Source organism: Bradyrhizobium sp. DOA9 (assembly GCF_000617845.2).
GTDB lineage: Bacteria > Pseudomonadota > Alphaproteobacteria > Rhizobiales > Xanthobacteraceae > Bradyrhizobium.
Genome location: NZ_DF820425.1, coordinates 4,709,887 through 4,724,016 on the forward strand (window position 1 = coordinate 4,709,887; position 14,130 = coordinate 4,724,016).

18 protein-coding genes are annotated in these 14,130 nt (G+C 65.6%); 17 read left to right on the forward strand and 1 reads right to left on the reverse strand.

The features are described from left to right. The first annotated feature begins 3 nt into the window (after window positions 1–3). From BDOA9_RS22015 to BDOA9_RS22060, 11 genes are read left to right on the forward strand one after another with little or no spacing between them, the layout of a single operon-like run. Window positions 4–330 carry a head-tail joining protein gene (locus tag BDOA9_RS22015; RefSeq protein ID WP_025036135.1) on the forward strand — a complete coding sequence of 109 codons (327 nt, stop codon included), beginning with the start codon at window positions 4–6 and terminating at the stop codon, window positions 328–330. Beyond that, complete coding sequence (locus BDOA9_RS22020; RefSeq protein WP_025036136.1) at window positions 330–1,097, forward strand: hypothetical protein; 768 nt, start codon at window positions 330–332, stop codon at window positions 1,095–1,097. The genes BDOA9_RS22015 and BDOA9_RS22020 overlap by 1 nt, the downstream gene beginning before the upstream one ends. Continuing rightward, window positions 1,097–1,561 (forward strand): hypothetical protein, encoded by a 465-nt coding sequence (locus BDOA9_RS22025; RefSeq protein WP_152033397.1) that lies wholly within the window; start codon window positions 1,097–1,099, stop codon window positions 1,559–1,561. The genes BDOA9_RS22020 and BDOA9_RS22025 overlap by 1 nt, the downstream gene beginning before the upstream one ends. A gap of 42 nt (window positions 1,562–1,603) precedes the next feature. Further along, complete coding sequence (locus BDOA9_RS22030) at window positions 1,604–2,275, forward strand: phage tail tube protein (RefSeq protein WP_052363102.1); 672 nt, start codon at window positions 1,604–1,606, stop codon at window positions 2,273–2,275. 14 nt (window positions 2,276–2,289) lie between these two features. Beyond that, window positions 2,290–2,652, forward strand: coding sequence for a hypothetical protein (locus BDOA9_RS22035; protein WP_025036138.1), 363 nt, complete (start codon window positions 2,290–2,292; stop codon window positions 2,650–2,652). Next, window positions 2,541–2,939, forward strand: a complete 399-nt coding sequence (locus BDOA9_RS38080; protein WP_152033398.1) for a hypothetical protein — start codon at window positions 2,541–2,543, stop codon at window positions 2,937–2,939. Before BDOA9_RS22035 ends, BDOA9_RS38080 begins: the two co-directional genes overlap by 112 nt. Before the next feature lies 1 nt (window position 2,940). After that, window positions 2,941–4,932 (forward strand): phage tail tape measure protein, encoded by a 1,992-nt coding sequence (locus BDOA9_RS22040; RefSeq protein WP_052363103.1) that lies wholly within the window; start codon window positions 2,941–2,943, stop codon window positions 4,930–4,932. Beyond that, a complete protein-coding gene (locus BDOA9_RS22045; protein ID WP_025036140.1) occupies window positions 4,932–5,741 on the forward strand; it encodes a hypothetical protein in 810 nt (269 codons plus the stop codon). The genes BDOA9_RS22040 and BDOA9_RS22045 overlap by 1 nt, the downstream gene beginning before the upstream one ends. Next, window positions 5,741–8,086, forward strand: a complete 2,346-nt coding sequence (locus tag BDOA9_RS38945; protein WP_052363104.1) for a hypothetical protein — start codon at window positions 5,741–5,743, stop codon at window positions 8,084–8,086. Before BDOA9_RS22045 ends, BDOA9_RS38945 begins: the two co-directional genes overlap by 1 nt. 12 nt (window positions 8,087–8,098) lie before the next feature. Next, window positions 8,099–8,704: a hypothetical protein gene (locus BDOA9_RS22055; protein ID WP_025036141.1), complete on the forward strand. Its 606-nt coding sequence runs from the start codon at window positions 8,099–8,101 to the stop codon at window positions 8,702–8,704. 24 nt (window positions 8,705–8,728) lie between these two features. Then, the gene (locus BDOA9_RS22060) at window positions 8,729–11,026 is read left to right on the forward strand and encodes a beta strand repeat-containing protein (RefSeq protein WP_025036142.1); all 2,298 of its coding nucleotides are present in this window, start codon (window positions 8,729–8,731) and stop codon (window positions 11,024–11,026) included. Window positions 11,027–11,052: 26 nt separating this feature from the next. Here BDOA9_RS22060 and BDOA9_RS38950 read toward each other — a convergent pair whose 3' ends face one another. Next, the gene (locus tag BDOA9_RS38950) at window positions 11,053–11,190 is read right to left on the reverse strand and encodes a hypothetical protein (RefSeq protein WP_192859597.1); all 138 of its coding nucleotides are present in this window, start codon (window positions 11,188–11,190) and stop codon (window positions 11,053–11,055) included. 189 nt (window positions 11,191–11,379) lie between these two features. Here BDOA9_RS38950 and BDOA9_RS22065 point away from each other — a divergent pair, with 189 nt between their 5' ends. From BDOA9_RS22065 to BDOA9_RS22090, 6 genes are all read left to right on the forward strand, one after another. Next, a complete protein-coding gene (locus BDOA9_RS22065) occupies window positions 11,380–12,129 on the forward strand; it encodes an NlpC/P60 family protein (protein ID WP_052363105.1) in 750 nt (249 codons plus the stop codon). Window positions 12,130–12,314: 185 nt separating this feature from the next. Next, window positions 12,315–12,839 (forward strand): hypothetical protein, encoded by a 525-nt coding sequence (locus BDOA9_RS22070; protein WP_025036144.1) that lies wholly within the window; start codon window positions 12,315–12,317, stop codon window positions 12,837–12,839. A 1-nt stretch (window position 12,840) separates the two neighbouring features. Next, window positions 12,841–13,086, forward strand: coding sequence for a hypothetical protein (locus BDOA9_RS22075; protein WP_025036145.1), 246 nt, complete (start codon window positions 12,841–12,843; stop codon window positions 13,084–13,086). Next, complete coding sequence (locus tag BDOA9_RS22080) at window positions 13,016–13,267, forward strand: hypothetical protein (RefSeq protein WP_152033399.1); 252 nt, start codon at window positions 13,016–13,018, stop codon at window positions 13,265–13,267. Before BDOA9_RS22075 ends, BDOA9_RS22080 begins: the two co-directional genes overlap by 71 nt. Then, window positions 13,264–13,656: a DUF1515 family protein gene (locus tag BDOA9_RS22085; protein ID WP_025036147.1), complete on the forward strand. Its 393-nt coding sequence runs from the start codon at window positions 13,264–13,266 to the stop codon at window positions 13,654–13,656. The genes BDOA9_RS22080 and BDOA9_RS22085 overlap by 4 nt, the downstream gene beginning before the upstream one ends. 5 nt (window positions 13,657–13,661) lie before the next feature. Further along, entirely contained in the window at window positions 13,662–14,048 is a 387-nt protein-coding gene (locus BDOA9_RS22090) for a septal ring lytic transglycosylase RlpA family protein (protein WP_025036148.1), read from the forward strand. Window positions 14,049–14,130 lie beyond the last annotated feature (82 nt).

Below are 14,130 nucleotides of genomic sequence, written 5' to 3' on the forward strand. Positions count from 1 at the left end.
CCCATGCCGATCGAAACCGCCGCCGACCGCCTGGTCTTCCTCGACGTCGATGAATTCGGCGACGAGGGCGTCTACACGCCGTCCGGCGGAATCGCCAGCGAGCCGTTTCCCGGCATCTTCGATCGCCCGACGATCGCAGTCGCGCTCAATGACGCGGCTTCGCTCGACGCGCGACCGACGTTCTTTTGCCGGCAGTCCGATCTGCCGGCGACGGCCAACGGCGGTGTCCGCGATCAGCTGACGGTTGCCGGCGTCGGCGCCTTCGAGGTGGCGTCGATCGATCCGGACGGCCAGGGCATGGCCCTGCTGCGACTGGGGGCGCTGGTCTGATGGTTGGACTTCATTTCCGGGTCGACGCGACCGATGTCATGAAGGCTCTGCGCAACCTTGCGGAGCGCGATGCGCCGATCGTCACGGCCTATGCGTTGACCAAGACGGCACAGGACATCAAGGCCGATGAGATCGAAACCATGAAATCGGTGTTCGATCGTCCGACCCGCTTCACGCTCAATGCGCTCTACGTCAAGCCGGCGACGAAGCGCGACCTGGTGGCCGAGGTCTATTTCAAGGACGGTTTCGGCTCTGTGCCGGCCTGGCGGTATCTTGGCCCGCAGGTCGAGGGCGGCGCCCGCGTCCACAAATCGTTCGAGCGCGCGCTGATCCGGTCTGGCCTGATGGAGCAGGGCGAATATGCCGTTCCGGGCAGAGGCGCGACGCTGGATGCGTCAGGCAACATTTCGGGCGGCACCATCACCCGGATCTTGTCGCAACTCGGTGCGGCCGAGCAGTCGTCCGGCTATCAGGCCAATGCGACGAACAGCCGGCGCTCGAAAGCCAAGCGGAAGAAGGCGGGCCGTTATTTCGTGCTGCGTCCCGGCGTGGGGGGCGCAGCTGATCGCAACGTGGCGCCGGGCATCTATTACCGCGCCGATCTGCGCGAGGTGGTGCCGGTGATCATGTTCGTGAAGCCGCCGCGCTACCAGAAGCGATTCCCGTTCTACGAGCGGGCGCAGGCGGTGTTCCAGCACAAGCTGGTGCCGCGTGCGCGCGAGGGCTGGGACCGTTTCGTCGGCGCCAACCTGAAAAGGGCGGCTTGATGCCAGACCATGCGCGAAAGCAGATCCGTGACGCGGTCGTGGCCGGATTGACTGGCCTCGCCACAACGGAGTCTCGCGTTTACGTGGGCCGCACCCGGCCGCTTCCGAAGGAACACCAACCGACGCTGCTGATCTATACGCGCTCGGAATCCTCCAATCGTGCCGTGCTCGGCCGTCCGCCGAAAATCGAGCGGCGCTGCACGTTGCATGTCGAGGGGCGGGTGTCGACGGCTGGTCCGCCCGATGACCTGCTCGACCAGGTCGCCGCGGAGATCGAGGCTGGCATCGCCGCCATGATCAACTACGGCACCGCTGTGTTTTTCGGCGGATTGGCCCAGAACGTCCAGCTCACCGCGACCGAGAGCGTGGCGGAAGCCGATGGCGAGCGTCACATCGGCGGGGTTCGGGTTGAGTATCTGGTGACCTATCGCACCGTCGAGGGCGCGCCGACTGCGGTCGCCTGATCGAATTCATTTTTCAGAAAACAACACGAAGGAGAGACTGACATGACGGCTGCAGGCATTGGTTATGGCTCGCTGTTCAAGGTGAAGATTGAAGGCGTCTATACGACCATCGGCGAGCAGGCCAACGTGACCCCGCCTGGGATGTCGGTCGACTCGATCGATGCGAGCCACCAGCTGAGCCCGGATGGCACGCGCGAATTCATTCCGGGTCTTGCCGATGCCGGCGAGGTGACGGCGGACATTCACTACGTGCCGACCGGAACGGCGGAGGCGCAGCTCTATGCGATGCTGCGCACCACCCAGGAATGCCGCAACGTGTTTCCGAGCGGCGCGTATGTAGACTACAGCGCCTTCATCACCGGCATGGAGCCGGACACCCCGATCGACGACAAGATGGTGATGTCGCTGACCTGGAAGGTCACGGGTGCTCCGGAGCGACATGCGGCGACCGCGCCGAGCAATGTTGTGCTGCCCGCGATCTCCGGCGCGCTGACCCTGGGCGCAACCCTGACCGCCTATGAGGGCGTCTGGGATGACGAGCCGACCTCGTTCACGTACCAGTGGAAGAATGCCGGTGTGAACATCAACGGCGCGACCAGCAAGACCTACGTCATAACCGCGGGCGACAGCGGCGACGCCATCACGGTCGCGGTGACCGGCCTCAATTCCGCCGGCAGCGCCACCGCGACCAGCGCGGCCGTGACGGCCGCATAAGTGGGGGCGTCCTGATGGCAAATCCGCAAAAGGGCGAGGTGTCGTTCGAGGCGCTGGGCAAGACCTTCACGATGCGCCTTGGCACCAATGCCAGAGCGCTGGTCGAGGGCAAGACGGGGGTGTCCTGGACGTCGCTGATGAATCGTCCGGAGGAGGAGTGGCGTGAGCGTGACGGCATCATCATCATGTGGGCCGGTCTCTATCAGCATCACAAGCTGACGGAAGAGGAGGTCGGCGATCTGATCGACGAGATCGGGCCGCTGGAATGCTCCAGGCTGTTGCTCAAGGCGTTCGGGATCGCCAATCCGCCGGAGGTTGCCAACGGCACTGCGGGCCCTCGGCGGAGGCGGCGCCGGAGTGGGACTGGGACCGCCTGATCATCGACTGGCTGGCGCTCGGCTACACGCATGAATCCTTCTGGGACCAGACGCCGAGGACGCTCGCGCTGACGTTCGAGGCGGCCCGAATTCGCCAGCGTCGAGAGCATAACGAGCGGATGGTGCTGGCCTGGCACACCGCGTTCCTGCCCCGCCAGAAACGGCCGAATTTCAAAAAGCTCCTGGCGCGCGGGAGCCAGGCGTCCCGGCCGCGTCAGACCGCCGAGCAGCAATGGGCCATCTTCGGCGCCATTGCGGAAGCTGCAAAGGTCTCGAGGAAAAACTAGCATGTCCAGCGCCTCCGTCATCGGAGCCCTCAGGGTTATCCTCGGTGCCGATACCGCCGGGCTCGACAAGGGTCTGAAGGACTCGCAGTCGAGCCTGGCGGCGTTCGGAATGACGGTGGCGACGGGCATGGCGGCTGCGGCCGCTGCGGTTGCCGCGGCGGGCGTCGCAATCGGCGTTGCCATGAAGAGCACGATCGACGACATGGACAAATTGTCCAAGACGTCGGCCAAGCTCGGTGTGCCGATCGAGCAGCTGTCGGCGCTGGCCTATGCCGGCGAGCTGTCGGACGTCTCGTTTGAGGCGCTCAGCAAGAGCGTGGCGAAGCTGTCGAAGAACCTGGTCGACGCCGCGGCCAAGCCGACCGGCGATGCCGCCAACGCCTTCCGGGCTCTCGGCATCTCCGTCGTCGATTCCAACGGCAAGCTGAAATCCTCCGATGAGGTGCTCGGCGATGTCGCCGACAGGTTCGAGGGCTTGAAGGACGGTTCCGGCAAGACCGCGGCGGCCATGGCGATCTTCGGCAAGACCGGCGCCGACCTGATCCCGCTGCTCAACGGCGGCCGCGACGGGCTCAAGGAGATGACGGATGAGGCCGCAAAATTCGGCCTGATCGTCGACGGACAGACCGGCAAGGCGGCGGAAGACTTCAACGATAATCTGACCCGGCTGCACGCCGCATGGAAAGGCCTGATCGCCCAGTCGACCGCGCAGGTGCTGCCGTCCATGGTCGCGATCACCAATGCGATGGTCGAGAGCGCCAAGAATTCCGGCGCTCTCGATGTCGCCCTGACCGGTGTCGCAACGGCCATGAAGGCCCTGGTGAGCGGTGGCGTGATCGTCGGCGCCGTCTTCAAGTCGCTGGCCGATTATATCTCGACCGTGTCCTCGGCGATGTCGCTCGTGCTGAAGGGCCAGTTTGCGGCGGCGTTCGATGCGGTCAAGGGCGGCGTCACCGGCGTCGGCGAGACCGCGACCGCGACTTTCGGCATCATCGACCGGCTCTGGAAGGGCCAGCAGTCGGGGGCCGATGCCGCGGCGGCCTCGACGGACAAGGCCTCGAAGGCGCAGAAGGATTTCAACTTCGCGACCATGGGTGGCAAGAACGCGGTCGACAGCTTCATCGACTCGCAAAACAAGTCCCTGCAGTCGCAGTCTGCCCAGGTCCAGACCTTCGGAATGCTGCCTGGTGCCATGGAGGCGACCAAGATCCAGCTGCAGGCGCTGTCGATCGCGACCGCCAACCACACCACGATCACCGCCGCACAACAGGCGCAGCTCGATCTTCTGAAGCAGAAGACGTCGGACTACGCCTTGACCCTGGCCGGGCTGCAGTTGACGCAATCGAACTTGATGCCGTCGCAGACGTACCAGCTCGAATTGCAAAAGATCCAGGCGCTGTTCGACGCCGGCAAGATCAGCGCAGAGACCTACGACCAGGCCATGCAGAAGGCCGCGGAGAACGCCGGGACCGCATGGAACATCGCGGGCGCCTCCATGGCCGGAAGCTTCGCGACGATCGCAGCGTCCTTCGGCAAGGAAAGCTCTGCCATGGCGACGGCGGCGCAGGTCTTTGGAGCCATCCAGGCGACCATTTCGATGTTCACCGGCGCGGCGAAGGCGCTCGAGCTTCCATTCCCGGCGAACCTTGCCGCAATGGCCGCCGTGCTGGCCAAGGGCGCCACGCTGGTGGCGCAGATCAAGAGCCAGTCGGTCCCGACCGGCTTCAAGGACGGCTTGTCGATGACCGTTCCTGGTGGCGTCGGCGGCGGCGACAGCAGGCTGTTTCAGGCGATGGTCGAGCCCGGCGAGCAGATCGATATCACGCCGAACCGCGGTGGGAATCAGGGGCAGCGGAACGGCGCCGGGTCGCAGCCGACGGTGGTGAACCTGGCGATGGGCGCCGGCGCGACGCGCGAATGGCTGCGAGAGACGATCGACGGCCTCAATGACATGCTGGCCGACGGCTACGTCCTGAAGGTGAGGCCGGCCTGATGTCGCTCGTCATCTCTAGCGCCGTCGTTCTCGCTGATGCGGCGGATGGCCTGTCGCTCGATCATCCCCTGATCGGCTGGCACAACATCGTGACCGCGGCAACGATCGTCGCCGATACGCAGGCGCCGAACTATCCGGCCTCCAATCTCGCCAACCCGGCAACGCACCTTGAATGGCGGGCTGCAGATGACACCGAGCAATATCTGACGGTCACGACCAACTATGTCGACGAGATCGATTATGTCGCCATCGCGCGCCACAATCTGGCGTCGGCCGCGATCCCGGTGTCGATCGAAGGCTATATCGGCGGCGTGTGGACCGAGGTCGTCGAGGAGGTGATGTTGCCCGACGACGGGCCGGCGCTGTTCCGGTTTGAGGCACAATCCTTGTCGCAGGTGCGCATCAGGCTGCAATCGGGCTCTGATTCCGCGCGTGCCGCCGTCGTCTATGTCGGCAAGCTCCTGGTGGTCGAGCGCAAGGTCTATGCCGGCCACATGGCCATGCCTGACGGCATCAAGGTCAGCGTCGCCAACGGCCGCAGCGAAAGCGGCAACTTCCTTGGCCGCATCGTGCTCGACGAGTGGCGCGAGACGACCGTGCCGCTGTCGCTGATCTCGCCGGCCTGGTTCCGGACCTATATGCGCCCGTTCCTGAAGGATGGCCGCGATCGTCCGTTTTTCTTCGCCTGGCGTCCCCAAACCTATCCGCGCGAGGTCGGCTACGGCTGGCTGATGGATGACCCCGCGCCGACGCCGGACACGACCAGCCATCTTCTGGCGTTCGATCTCAAGATTGGCGGCGTCGCCTGATGAAATCGCTGACTTATATCGAGTTCGACGTTCCGGTCTGCACGCGCACCTATGGCGTTGCGCCGTGCACGGCCTCGATCCCGGCGACGGGAAGCATCAAATGCTTCAACAGCAAGGCGACCTGCCAGGACACCGCAAACTTCCTGGCGGATGACGTCGTCTGGCGGTTCGCAAGGCCGGCCTCGTATCTGCCTGACGACATCGAGATCGTCGCGGCATCGATCCTCGACATCTCCTACACGCCGGCGACGATCTCGCTCGGCAAGGATCTCGGCACGCGCGCGACGCTGCAGATCACGTTCAAGGATCATCCGCATTCGGACACGGGCGAGGGGTTCGACAAGTATCTCGCCGACCGGACCTACGATCCGTACAGCCAGGGGACGTTCTGGGGCAAGTTCCGCGCGCGGCAGCCGTTCGTTCGCGGGCAGGAATTGCGCTGGATCACCGGCCTGCTCGGCGATGAGCTCGCCGACATGGAGACGCGCTATTTCGTCATCGACAGCTTCGACGGGCCGACGCCGGAAGGCAAGTACACCATCATTGCGAAGGATGTCCTGAAGTACGCCGATGGCGACCGCGCGCAGGCGCCGGCCTTGTCGAACGGCTTTCTTTCGGCGGACATCACCGCCGTGGCGACGTCGGCAACGCTGCTTCCGTCCGGCATCGGCAATGCCGAGTATCCGGCCTCCGGATATATCAATATCGGCGGCAGCGAGGTGGCTTCGTTCACCCGGTCGGGCAACACCTTGACGCTGGTCCGCGGCCAGCTCGGGACCACGGCGACCACACATAAGGCGCAGGACCGGTGCCAGCTGGTGCTGCGCTACGTCGGAGAGGACGTCGCCGATATCGTCGAAGACCTTCTCGTGACCTACGCCGATGTGCCGTCGAGCTACATCAATGTTGCGGAGTGGCAGGCAGAAACTGCGGCCTATCTCGGTACGGTCTACACGGCGAACATTTGCGAGCCGACCTCGGTCGCGACATTGCTGTCTGAGCTGGCCGAGCAGGCCGGCCTCGCGATCTGGGATGACAATATCGCGCAGCAGGTCCGGCTGAAGGTGCTGCATGGCGTTCTGACCGATGCCTTCACCTTCACGCCGGACAACACGATCGAGAAGTCGCTGACGCTGAAGGAGCAGCCCGACCAGAGGCTCTCGCGCGTGCAGGTCTATTTCGGCCAGAAGGACCCGACCAAGCCGCTTTCGAACCTCGACAACTACCGCTCGACATCGCTCACGATCGACGACGAGGCGGAGGCGGATTACGGCTCGTCGGCGATCAAGACGATTTATTCGCGGTGGATTCCGGAGGCCGGCCGGACCGTCGCCGACCGGCTCGGCGAGATCCTGATCGGCCGCTTTCGCGATCCGCCGCGGCGCGTGACCTTCGCGACCGCGCGTTACGCCGAGACGGATGTCAGTCTTGGCCAGGGCTACCGCATCGAATCCTTCTGCGTGCAGGATGCGACCGGGGCGCAGAGCAACATTCCGATCCAGACGACGCGCGTGAATCCCGGGCCGGACAAGTTCACGGTGGAGGCGGAGGAGATGCTGTGGACCGCGCCGGACGCGGACCTCACCGATCGCCAGATCGTCTTCGATGCCGACACCTTCAACGTCAATCTGCGAACGGCCCATGACTCGATCTATCCGGCGCCGCAATCGGGCGACACGATCACCGCGACGGTCAATGCAGGCGTCACCATCGGGTCCACCTATTTCACGCTGACGGCGTTCGATGTCGGGACGTGGCCTGCCGGCGTGACGGTCAATCTCGTTCTCAACGGCACCATCGAGGGAGCCGGCGGCGGTGGCGGGCCTGGCGGCGAGGGCGGTCAGAACGCCTTGGTGGGCAACCCTGGCGGTCTCGCGCTCTATACGCGGCAGGCGATCGCGCTCGACATGTCGGGTGGTGGGCGCCTCTGGGGCGGCGGCGGCGGTGGTGGTGGTGGTGGTGGTGGCTTTTCCACCGGCGGCGGCGGTGGCGGCGGCGGCGGTGGTGGCGCCGGACGGAATGGCGGCGGCGGCGCCAACGGCGGCGCCGGTGGCCCGGTCGGTGGCACGTCTGCCGGCGGCGCTGGCGCGGACGGCACATCGTCTGCGGGGGGCAGCGGGGCTGGCGGCGGCAGTGGATTCATTCCCAACGACGGGGGCGGCACGGGAGGCGCCGGCGGCGGTCCCGGGCTTGCGGGTGCGGCCGGCTCGCCGGGGCAAACGCCTGGCTCGGGCACACCCGGAAGCGGCGGCGCCGGCGGCGCGGCCGGCAAGGCGATTGACGGCGACAGCTACGTCACGCTGACCCTCGGCGCCGGCGATATCCGCGGCGCTCGCATCAACTAGGGACGAAACGTCATGACCTTGGCGCGGCATCAGTTCACGGTTCAGGACTCGCAGGGCAACGTCGTTCCCGGCGCTCATGTCGAGGTGCGCTCGGAAGTGCCCGGGCAGCCCTTGGCGGCGCTTTATACCGATCGTGACGGGGCAATTCCCGCGGGAAATCCGATCGACACAGACGCCAACGGCTACGTCTATTTCCACGTCGTCGGCGGCTACTATAAAATTCGGATCTATACCGGCACGAGTGGATCGCCGACGACCGAGCACACTGATCGCTATGTCGGGATCGGCCTGGCGCAAGGGAGCGACCTCGCAGCTTCAGGACACTCCGAGCGGGAAGTCACTGCGGCGGGGTCTGTGACGGTCACCAACGACGATGCCGATGTCATCCTGATCAACAAGACGGTCGGCGCTGCGACCGCAGTCAGTCTTCCGGACCCCTCGACGACGACGAAGCCGGTTCGGATTGTCGATCGCAAGTACGACGCGGCGACAAACAACATCACCATCACCTCGGCCGGAACATCAAAGACGATCATGGGCGGCGCGTCCTACGTGATCGATTCAAACGGCGGTTCGATCACCTTGACGCCGCTTTCGGACGGAACCGGCTGGGTTTGATCCCTCTCTCGACACGGAAAGAACATGATGAAGCTTCTCGGCACCATAGCGCTTGTGCTCGCTCTGTCGTGCGCGCCGGCGCTCGCGCAGACCAATCCTGGTACGTCGCCGCTCTCCGGCGCCAAGGGCGGCACGAACAATGCATTCATGCAGTTCACGGGGCCGGCGGACTCGATCAAGACCTATACGCTGCCGAACGCCAGCGACAGCATCGCGACGCTGGCGGCGACGCAGACGCTGACCAACAAGACGCTGACCAGCCCTGTGCTGACGGCGCCGGCGCTCGGCGTGGCGAGCGGCACGTCGCTGGCCCTCGCCGGCTGCACGATCGGCAGCAATGTGATCTGCTGGACCGGAGCGGCGGCGGTCAACGGAGCCGTCAGCATCACGTCGAATTCCGCCGCGGCTCTCGCCGTCGGGGCGAACGGGGCGACCAACCCCGGCCTTCAGGTCGATAACTCGGTCGCGTCGGCCGCAACCGGCATCAAGATCTTTCCGCAGGCGGCGGGTGGCTCTCTCTCTATGCGGGTCATCTCGTCAGGCACGAACGAGAATCTGGGCATCGATGCGAAGGGATCCGGCTCGATCTATCTCGGGTCGCTATCGACTGGCAGCGTGATCCTCTCCGGCAGCGGCGTCTCCGTCACAAGCCCGTTGACTTATGGCGGCGTTTCCCTGGCGAATTCGGTCACCGGCACCGGGTCGATGGTACTGGCGACATCGCCAACGCTTGTCACACCGACGCTCGGCACGGCCTCGGCCACCTCGATCAACAAGGTGGCGATCACAGCGCCTGCAACGGGCGCCACCTTGACCCTCCCTGATGGCGTGACGCTGACTGGCCCGGCCTCGTCTGGCACGGCAATGACGCTCGGCAATACCGAGACAGTCACCGGCGTCAAGACGTTCGGATCGAGCGGTGCGGTCGGGCGCTTGCGCATTGCCGGCACTACGTCCGGCTCCACGATCCTGGATGCGTCCGCGACCGCGTCCGGGACGCTGACCCTGCCGGCCGCGACCGATACTTTGGTCGGCAAGGCCACGGCCGACACGCTGACGAACAAGACATTCGACACGGCGGGGACCGGCAACAGCTTCTCGATCAACGGGCTTGCGGCGACCGCCAACACCGGCACGGGCGCGGTGGTGCGCGCGACGTCCCCGACGCTGGTGACGCCGACGCTCGGCGTCGCGACCGCCACCAGCCTCAACGGCAACAGTTTCACCAGCGGCAGCTATACGCTGACCGGAGGCGCTTCAAAGACGCTGACGTTCAGCAACACACTGACGCTCGCCGGCACTGATGGCGTTACGCTGACGTTCCAGGGAACGGACACCTACGTAGGCCGCGGCACCACCGACACGTTGACCAACAAGACCCTGACCAGCCCGACGATCAACACGCCGGCAATCTCGGCGCCCACGATCAGCGGCCTCGCGAACTTCTCCGGAGCGCGCAGGGACTCGACACAATCGGCGCCGGCACAGATCACGGCCGACCAGAACGACTACAATCCGTCCTCAGTCGTTTGCGCGACCTCCTCGACGCTGCTCGTCAATTCAGACGCGGCTCGCAACATCACCGGCATCGCCGGCGGCGTCGCGGGATGCGACCTGTTCCTGTTCAACAATGGCAGCTTTCCGATCACGCTCAAGGACAGCAGCGCCTCGTCGACGGCGGCGAACAGGCTCGATCTCGGCGCCGATTTCGTGTTGGCCTCGAAGGCGGCAGCGTATCTCAAGTATGACGGTGCCAGCTCGCGCTGGCGGAACATGACGGGGTCGGGATCAGGCGGCGGCGGCGGTGGCACCGTTACGAGCGTGCAGGTGTCTGCGGGATATGGTGTTGCGGCGACCGGCTCCTGTACGATCACGACGTCGGGCACATGCACCATTGCGCAGAGTCTGCCGGCTGTCCTGGGAGCTACGCCGAGCAACCCAACCGGCTCAACGAGTTCGACCGGCGTCATGGCCGGGCTTGGCGGAACGTGCACACTGACGCCGGTCTATTCATCGCGGGTCCGCGTCCTGTTCACGGGGGTCATGAGCGATAACACGGTCAATACAGCTGCCGGTGTGCGGGCTTATTATGGCACGGGCACAGCACCCGCCAACGCCGCGGCGATTACCGGAACGGCCATCGATGGCGAAAAGCTTGCGAGCATGGCGGTCGCAGGGCAGGCGGTCCCGTTTTCGTCAGGTGGACTCGTGACCGGCCTTACGCCTGGCACCGCGTATTGGTTTGACCTGCGCCAGCGCGCCGCGGCCGGGGGCACCACAACACTGACATCGCTGTTTTGCGAAATCGAAGAAATCCCTTGAGGCGGCCGGACGCCTCGAGGGTCGCGTCAGCCCCAATCGCTGCCGTAATCCTTGCGCATCTCCTCATAACCGCGCTGGACGCGTCGTTGCCGGGACAGGATCGTGATCCAGATACCGAGCACCGCGATCGCGGCGAAGGCGGTCAATCCTCCGATGTCAATCATCGTTCGGCCCGTTATGGCGCGCGATAGGTGTGGCGCCTGGGTGCGCCGGAGTTCGATCTGGCCCTGCGCTGCCCATTTTCATTCCACCCGTATAACGAGCGAAACCGATCACGTCAACCTGTAGCAAAGCAACCACCAAGAGAACGGCAAAATGCCCTCTATCCCCTTCGTCGTTAATGGAGACATGACATGACGATCGCCTCTCTCGTGGCGGCCGGCCCCTTGCGCATGGGTGCAAGCGGGCCGGCCGTGCAAACCGTCCAGCTCGCGCTGAAGGCGCGCGGCTATCCGCTCACCGGCACCGGGTATTTCGGCCAGCAGACCGATGCGGCTGTGGAAGATTACCAGCGCCGCGCCGGATTGCCGGTCACTGGGATCGTCGATCTCGCAACGGCCGAGCTGCTCGACCGTCCCGTGGTGTCGGCGCCGCCGGCGGTGCCGCTCTGGCTTGCGGTCTCGCTTGCTCACCTGGGGTTGAAGGAGGGCGCCGGTGCTGCGGACAATCCAGAGCTCGTCGCCAACATCCGGACCGTCGCACGTGACTACCAGCACGATGCAACGCCCTGGTGCGCCGGCTGGGTTTCTTTCTGCCTCTCGCGCGCCGGCGAAAAGCCGTCGAGCCGGCCACTGTGGGCGCTGTCTTATGCCGACACCAAAAGCGAGCCGGTGGTGCGCCTGGCGGGTCCGGCGGTCGGCGCCATCGCGGTGAAGACGCGCAACGGCGGCGGCCACGTCACCTTCGTCGCAGGACGCACCAGGGACGGCGCCCTCGCGTGCTGCGGCGGCAACCAGAACGACCAGGTGAATGTCTCGCCGTACCGTCCCGACGTCTTTCTCGGCTTCTTCTGGCCGAAGGGAGCGCAGTTGCCGGCGACCCTCGGCATGGTCGCGCTCCCGATCGTCAATACGGCCGGCAAGCCGGTCAGCAGCGAGGCTTGAGCCAATGGGCGAGTTCGTCCTGTTCGTCATCGTCGCCGTCATCGTCCTGGCGCTGCTGCTCGGCCCCGGCCTTGAGGCCTTGCGCAAATTCATGCAGCGGATGTTCCGCTCCTGACCTGATCGCCGCGCGCGGGCGGCGCTTCCTTGCCGCGCGAACAGCTTCCAACCACATCAGAGGTGAAATCATGAGGCGTTGTTTCAGCGCGGCATCTGCCGCGTCCGTTCTGCTGTTCTCCCTGTCGGTCGTGCCGGTGCACGCCGCGACGATCGACATCGGCCAGGCCGTCACCGGCAGTCTCGTCGACATCATCAACGGCGCCGTCGCCGCCGGCATCACCGCTCTGGTGGCGTGGGTCGCCATGGTGATCAAGAACAAGTTCAACATCGACATCGAGGCCAAGCACCGCGAGGCGCTGACCGCGTTCCTCAACCGGCAGGCGTCCAGCCTGGTCGCCAAGGGCGCGGTGAAGGTGCAGGGCCTCAAGGTCGAGGTCGGCAGCGATGCGCTCGCGGTCGCCGCGAACACGGCGCTGCACGCGATCCCGGACGCGCTGAAGTTCTTCGGCCTGACGCCGGAGGCGCTGCAAAAGCGGATCCTCGACCTGTTGCCGCAGCAGCCGGCCGTCGCGCAGGCGCAGGCGATTGCGCTCGACGTCGCCAACCCGGCGACCCCAAGTGGGGCGCCGGCAACGCCGAGCAAGGCGGCCTGACATGGGCTCGGCCATTCTCGCCTGGTTCGCAAAGGAGGGCGCCGGGCTTCTGCTCGGCGCCCTCGCCAAGCTCGCCCTCGATGCCTTCAACGAACATCAGGCCGACAAGGCGCTCAAGAGCGCCGGCGCGGCCGCGACCGCAGCGAAGGTCAATGCCGAAACCGTGGAGACGATCGATGCGATGGACCAGGTTGCTCGCCCTTCCGACGATGCTGTTGCTGACAGCCTGCAATCCGGAAAATTCTGAAGTCGTCGTCAAGATCGTCTGCCCGCGCATCAACGAATACGATGCGGCGACGCAGGACAAGGCGCTGGCCGAGCTGCAGGCGCTGCCGAAGGATTCCGCGCTGCGGCTGTTCGTCGGCGATTACAAGCAGCTGCGCGATCAGATCCGGGTCTGCCGCGCGCGCGCTGGTGCCGCGAAGTGAGCACGGGAGAGGAGACGGTCAACGCCGCGTTGCTGCGCATGGCCGAGAAGGTCGGCGGGCTTGCCTCGGCGGTGGAGACGCTGACGACGCAATGGCGACAGCAGGACGAGAAGGCTTCGCAGGGGCGCCGCGACCTGCATCAGAAGATGGATGCGCTGCGCCTCGACGTGCAAAAGCTCGATGGCGAGGTCAAGGCGGCGATCGCCGATATCGCGCTGATGAAGCCGACGGTCGAGGCCGTCGAGAGCGCGAAGCTGCAGGCGGAAGGCGTCGTGACCGCGGTGCGCTGGTCGTCGCGCGGGCTCTACTGGCTCGCCTTCGGGCTGACGCTCGGCGCCGGCTGGGTGCTCTCCAACTGGCTCAACATCAAGGTCTCGTTGCGGCAATGAAACGGATGACGATGATTGTCGCGCTGGCGATCGCCGGCGCCGCGTCCGCGCGGGTGTTGTTTGGCGCGAACGGGGCAAGCCCCGCGCACGCGTCCGAAGTCTGCATTGCCTCGCAATATGGCGTCGGTGACGGCTATCACGGCCGCCGCACCGCGTCCGGCCGGATCTTCGACACCTATGCCAGCGATCCCTACACGATCGCGCGGCCGTCGCGGAACGATCTCGGCCGCAGATTCCGCATCACCAATCTGAAGACCGGCGCTTCGATCGAGGCGGTGTCGACGGATCTCGGCCCATTCATCGCCGGCCGCTGTGTCGACCTCGGCCGCGCCGGCGCCGATGCGCTCGGCATCGGCGGGCTCGGCTTCGTGCGGGTCGAGCGGCTGGACTGAAGTGTTGGGTGAAGGGCCCTCCGCTCTTCACATCGTGTCAAACCTCAGGCCCGACGCGGGGTGCCCCTCGCGCCGGGCTTTC

What these genes read in the sequence shown, in the direction of transcription:
- BDOA9_RS22015 (WP_025036135.1), top strand. Translation starts at nt 4, where the DNA reads ATGCCGATCGAAACCGCCGCCGACCGCCTGGTCTTCCTCGACGTCGAT.
- BDOA9_RS22020 (WP_025036136.1), top strand. Translation starts at nt 330, where the DNA reads ATGGTTGGACTTCATTTCCGGGTCGACGCGACCGATGTCATGAAGGCT.
- BDOA9_RS22025 (WP_152033397.1), top strand. Translation starts at nt 1,097, where the DNA reads ATGCCAGACCATGCGCGAAAGCAGATCCGTGACGCGGTCGTGGCCGGA.
- BDOA9_RS22030 (WP_052363102.1), top strand. Translation starts at nt 1,604, where the DNA reads ATGACGGCTGCAGGCATTGGTTATGGCTCGCTGTTCAAGGTGAAGATT.
- BDOA9_RS22035 (WP_025036138.1), top strand. Translation starts at nt 2,290, where the DNA reads ATGGCAAATCCGCAAAAGGGCGAGGTGTCGTTCGAGGCGCTGGGCAAG.
- BDOA9_RS38080 (WP_152033398.1), top strand. Translation starts at nt 2,541, where the DNA reads ATGCTCCAGGCTGTTGCTCAAGGCGTTCGGGATCGCCAATCCGCCGGA.
- BDOA9_RS22040 (WP_052363103.1), top strand. Translation starts at nt 2,941, where the DNA reads ATGTCCAGCGCCTCCGTCATCGGAGCCCTCAGGGTTATCCTCGGTGCC.
- BDOA9_RS22045 (WP_025036140.1), top strand. Translation starts at nt 4,932, where the DNA reads ATGTCGCTCGTCATCTCTAGCGCCGTCGTTCTCGCTGATGCGGCGGAT.
- BDOA9_RS38945 (WP_052363104.1), top strand. Translation starts at nt 5,741, where the DNA reads ATGAAATCGCTGACTTATATCGAGTTCGACGTTCCGGTCTGCACGCGC.
- BDOA9_RS22055 (WP_025036141.1), top strand. Translation starts at nt 8,099, where the DNA reads ATGACCTTGGCGCGGCATCAGTTCACGGTTCAGGACTCGCAGGGCAAC.
- BDOA9_RS22060 (WP_025036142.1), top strand. Translation starts at nt 8,729, where the DNA reads ATGATGAAGCTTCTCGGCACCATAGCGCTTGTGCTCGCTCTGTCGTGC.
- BDOA9_RS38950 (WP_192859597.1), bottom strand. Translation starts at nt 11,190, where the DNA reads ATGATTGACATCGGAGGATTGACCGCCTTCGCCGCGATCGCGGTGCTC.
- BDOA9_RS22065 (WP_052363105.1), top strand. Translation starts at nt 11,380, where the DNA reads ATGACGATCGCCTCTCTCGTGGCGGCCGGCCCCTTGCGCATGGGTGCA.
- BDOA9_RS22070 (WP_025036144.1), top strand. Translation starts at nt 12,315, where the DNA reads ATGAGGCGTTGTTTCAGCGCGGCATCTGCCGCGTCCGTTCTGCTGTTC.
- BDOA9_RS22075 (WP_025036145.1), top strand. Translation starts at nt 12,841, where the DNA reads ATGGGCTCGGCCATTCTCGCCTGGTTCGCAAAGGAGGGCGCCGGGCTT.
- BDOA9_RS22080 (WP_152033399.1), top strand. Translation starts at nt 13,016, where the DNA reads ATGCGATGGACCAGGTTGCTCGCCCTTCCGACGATGCTGTTGCTGACA.
- BDOA9_RS22090 (WP_025036148.1), top strand. Translation starts at nt 13,662, where the DNA reads ATGACGATGATTGTCGCGCTGGCGATCGCCGGCGCCGCGTCCGCGCGG.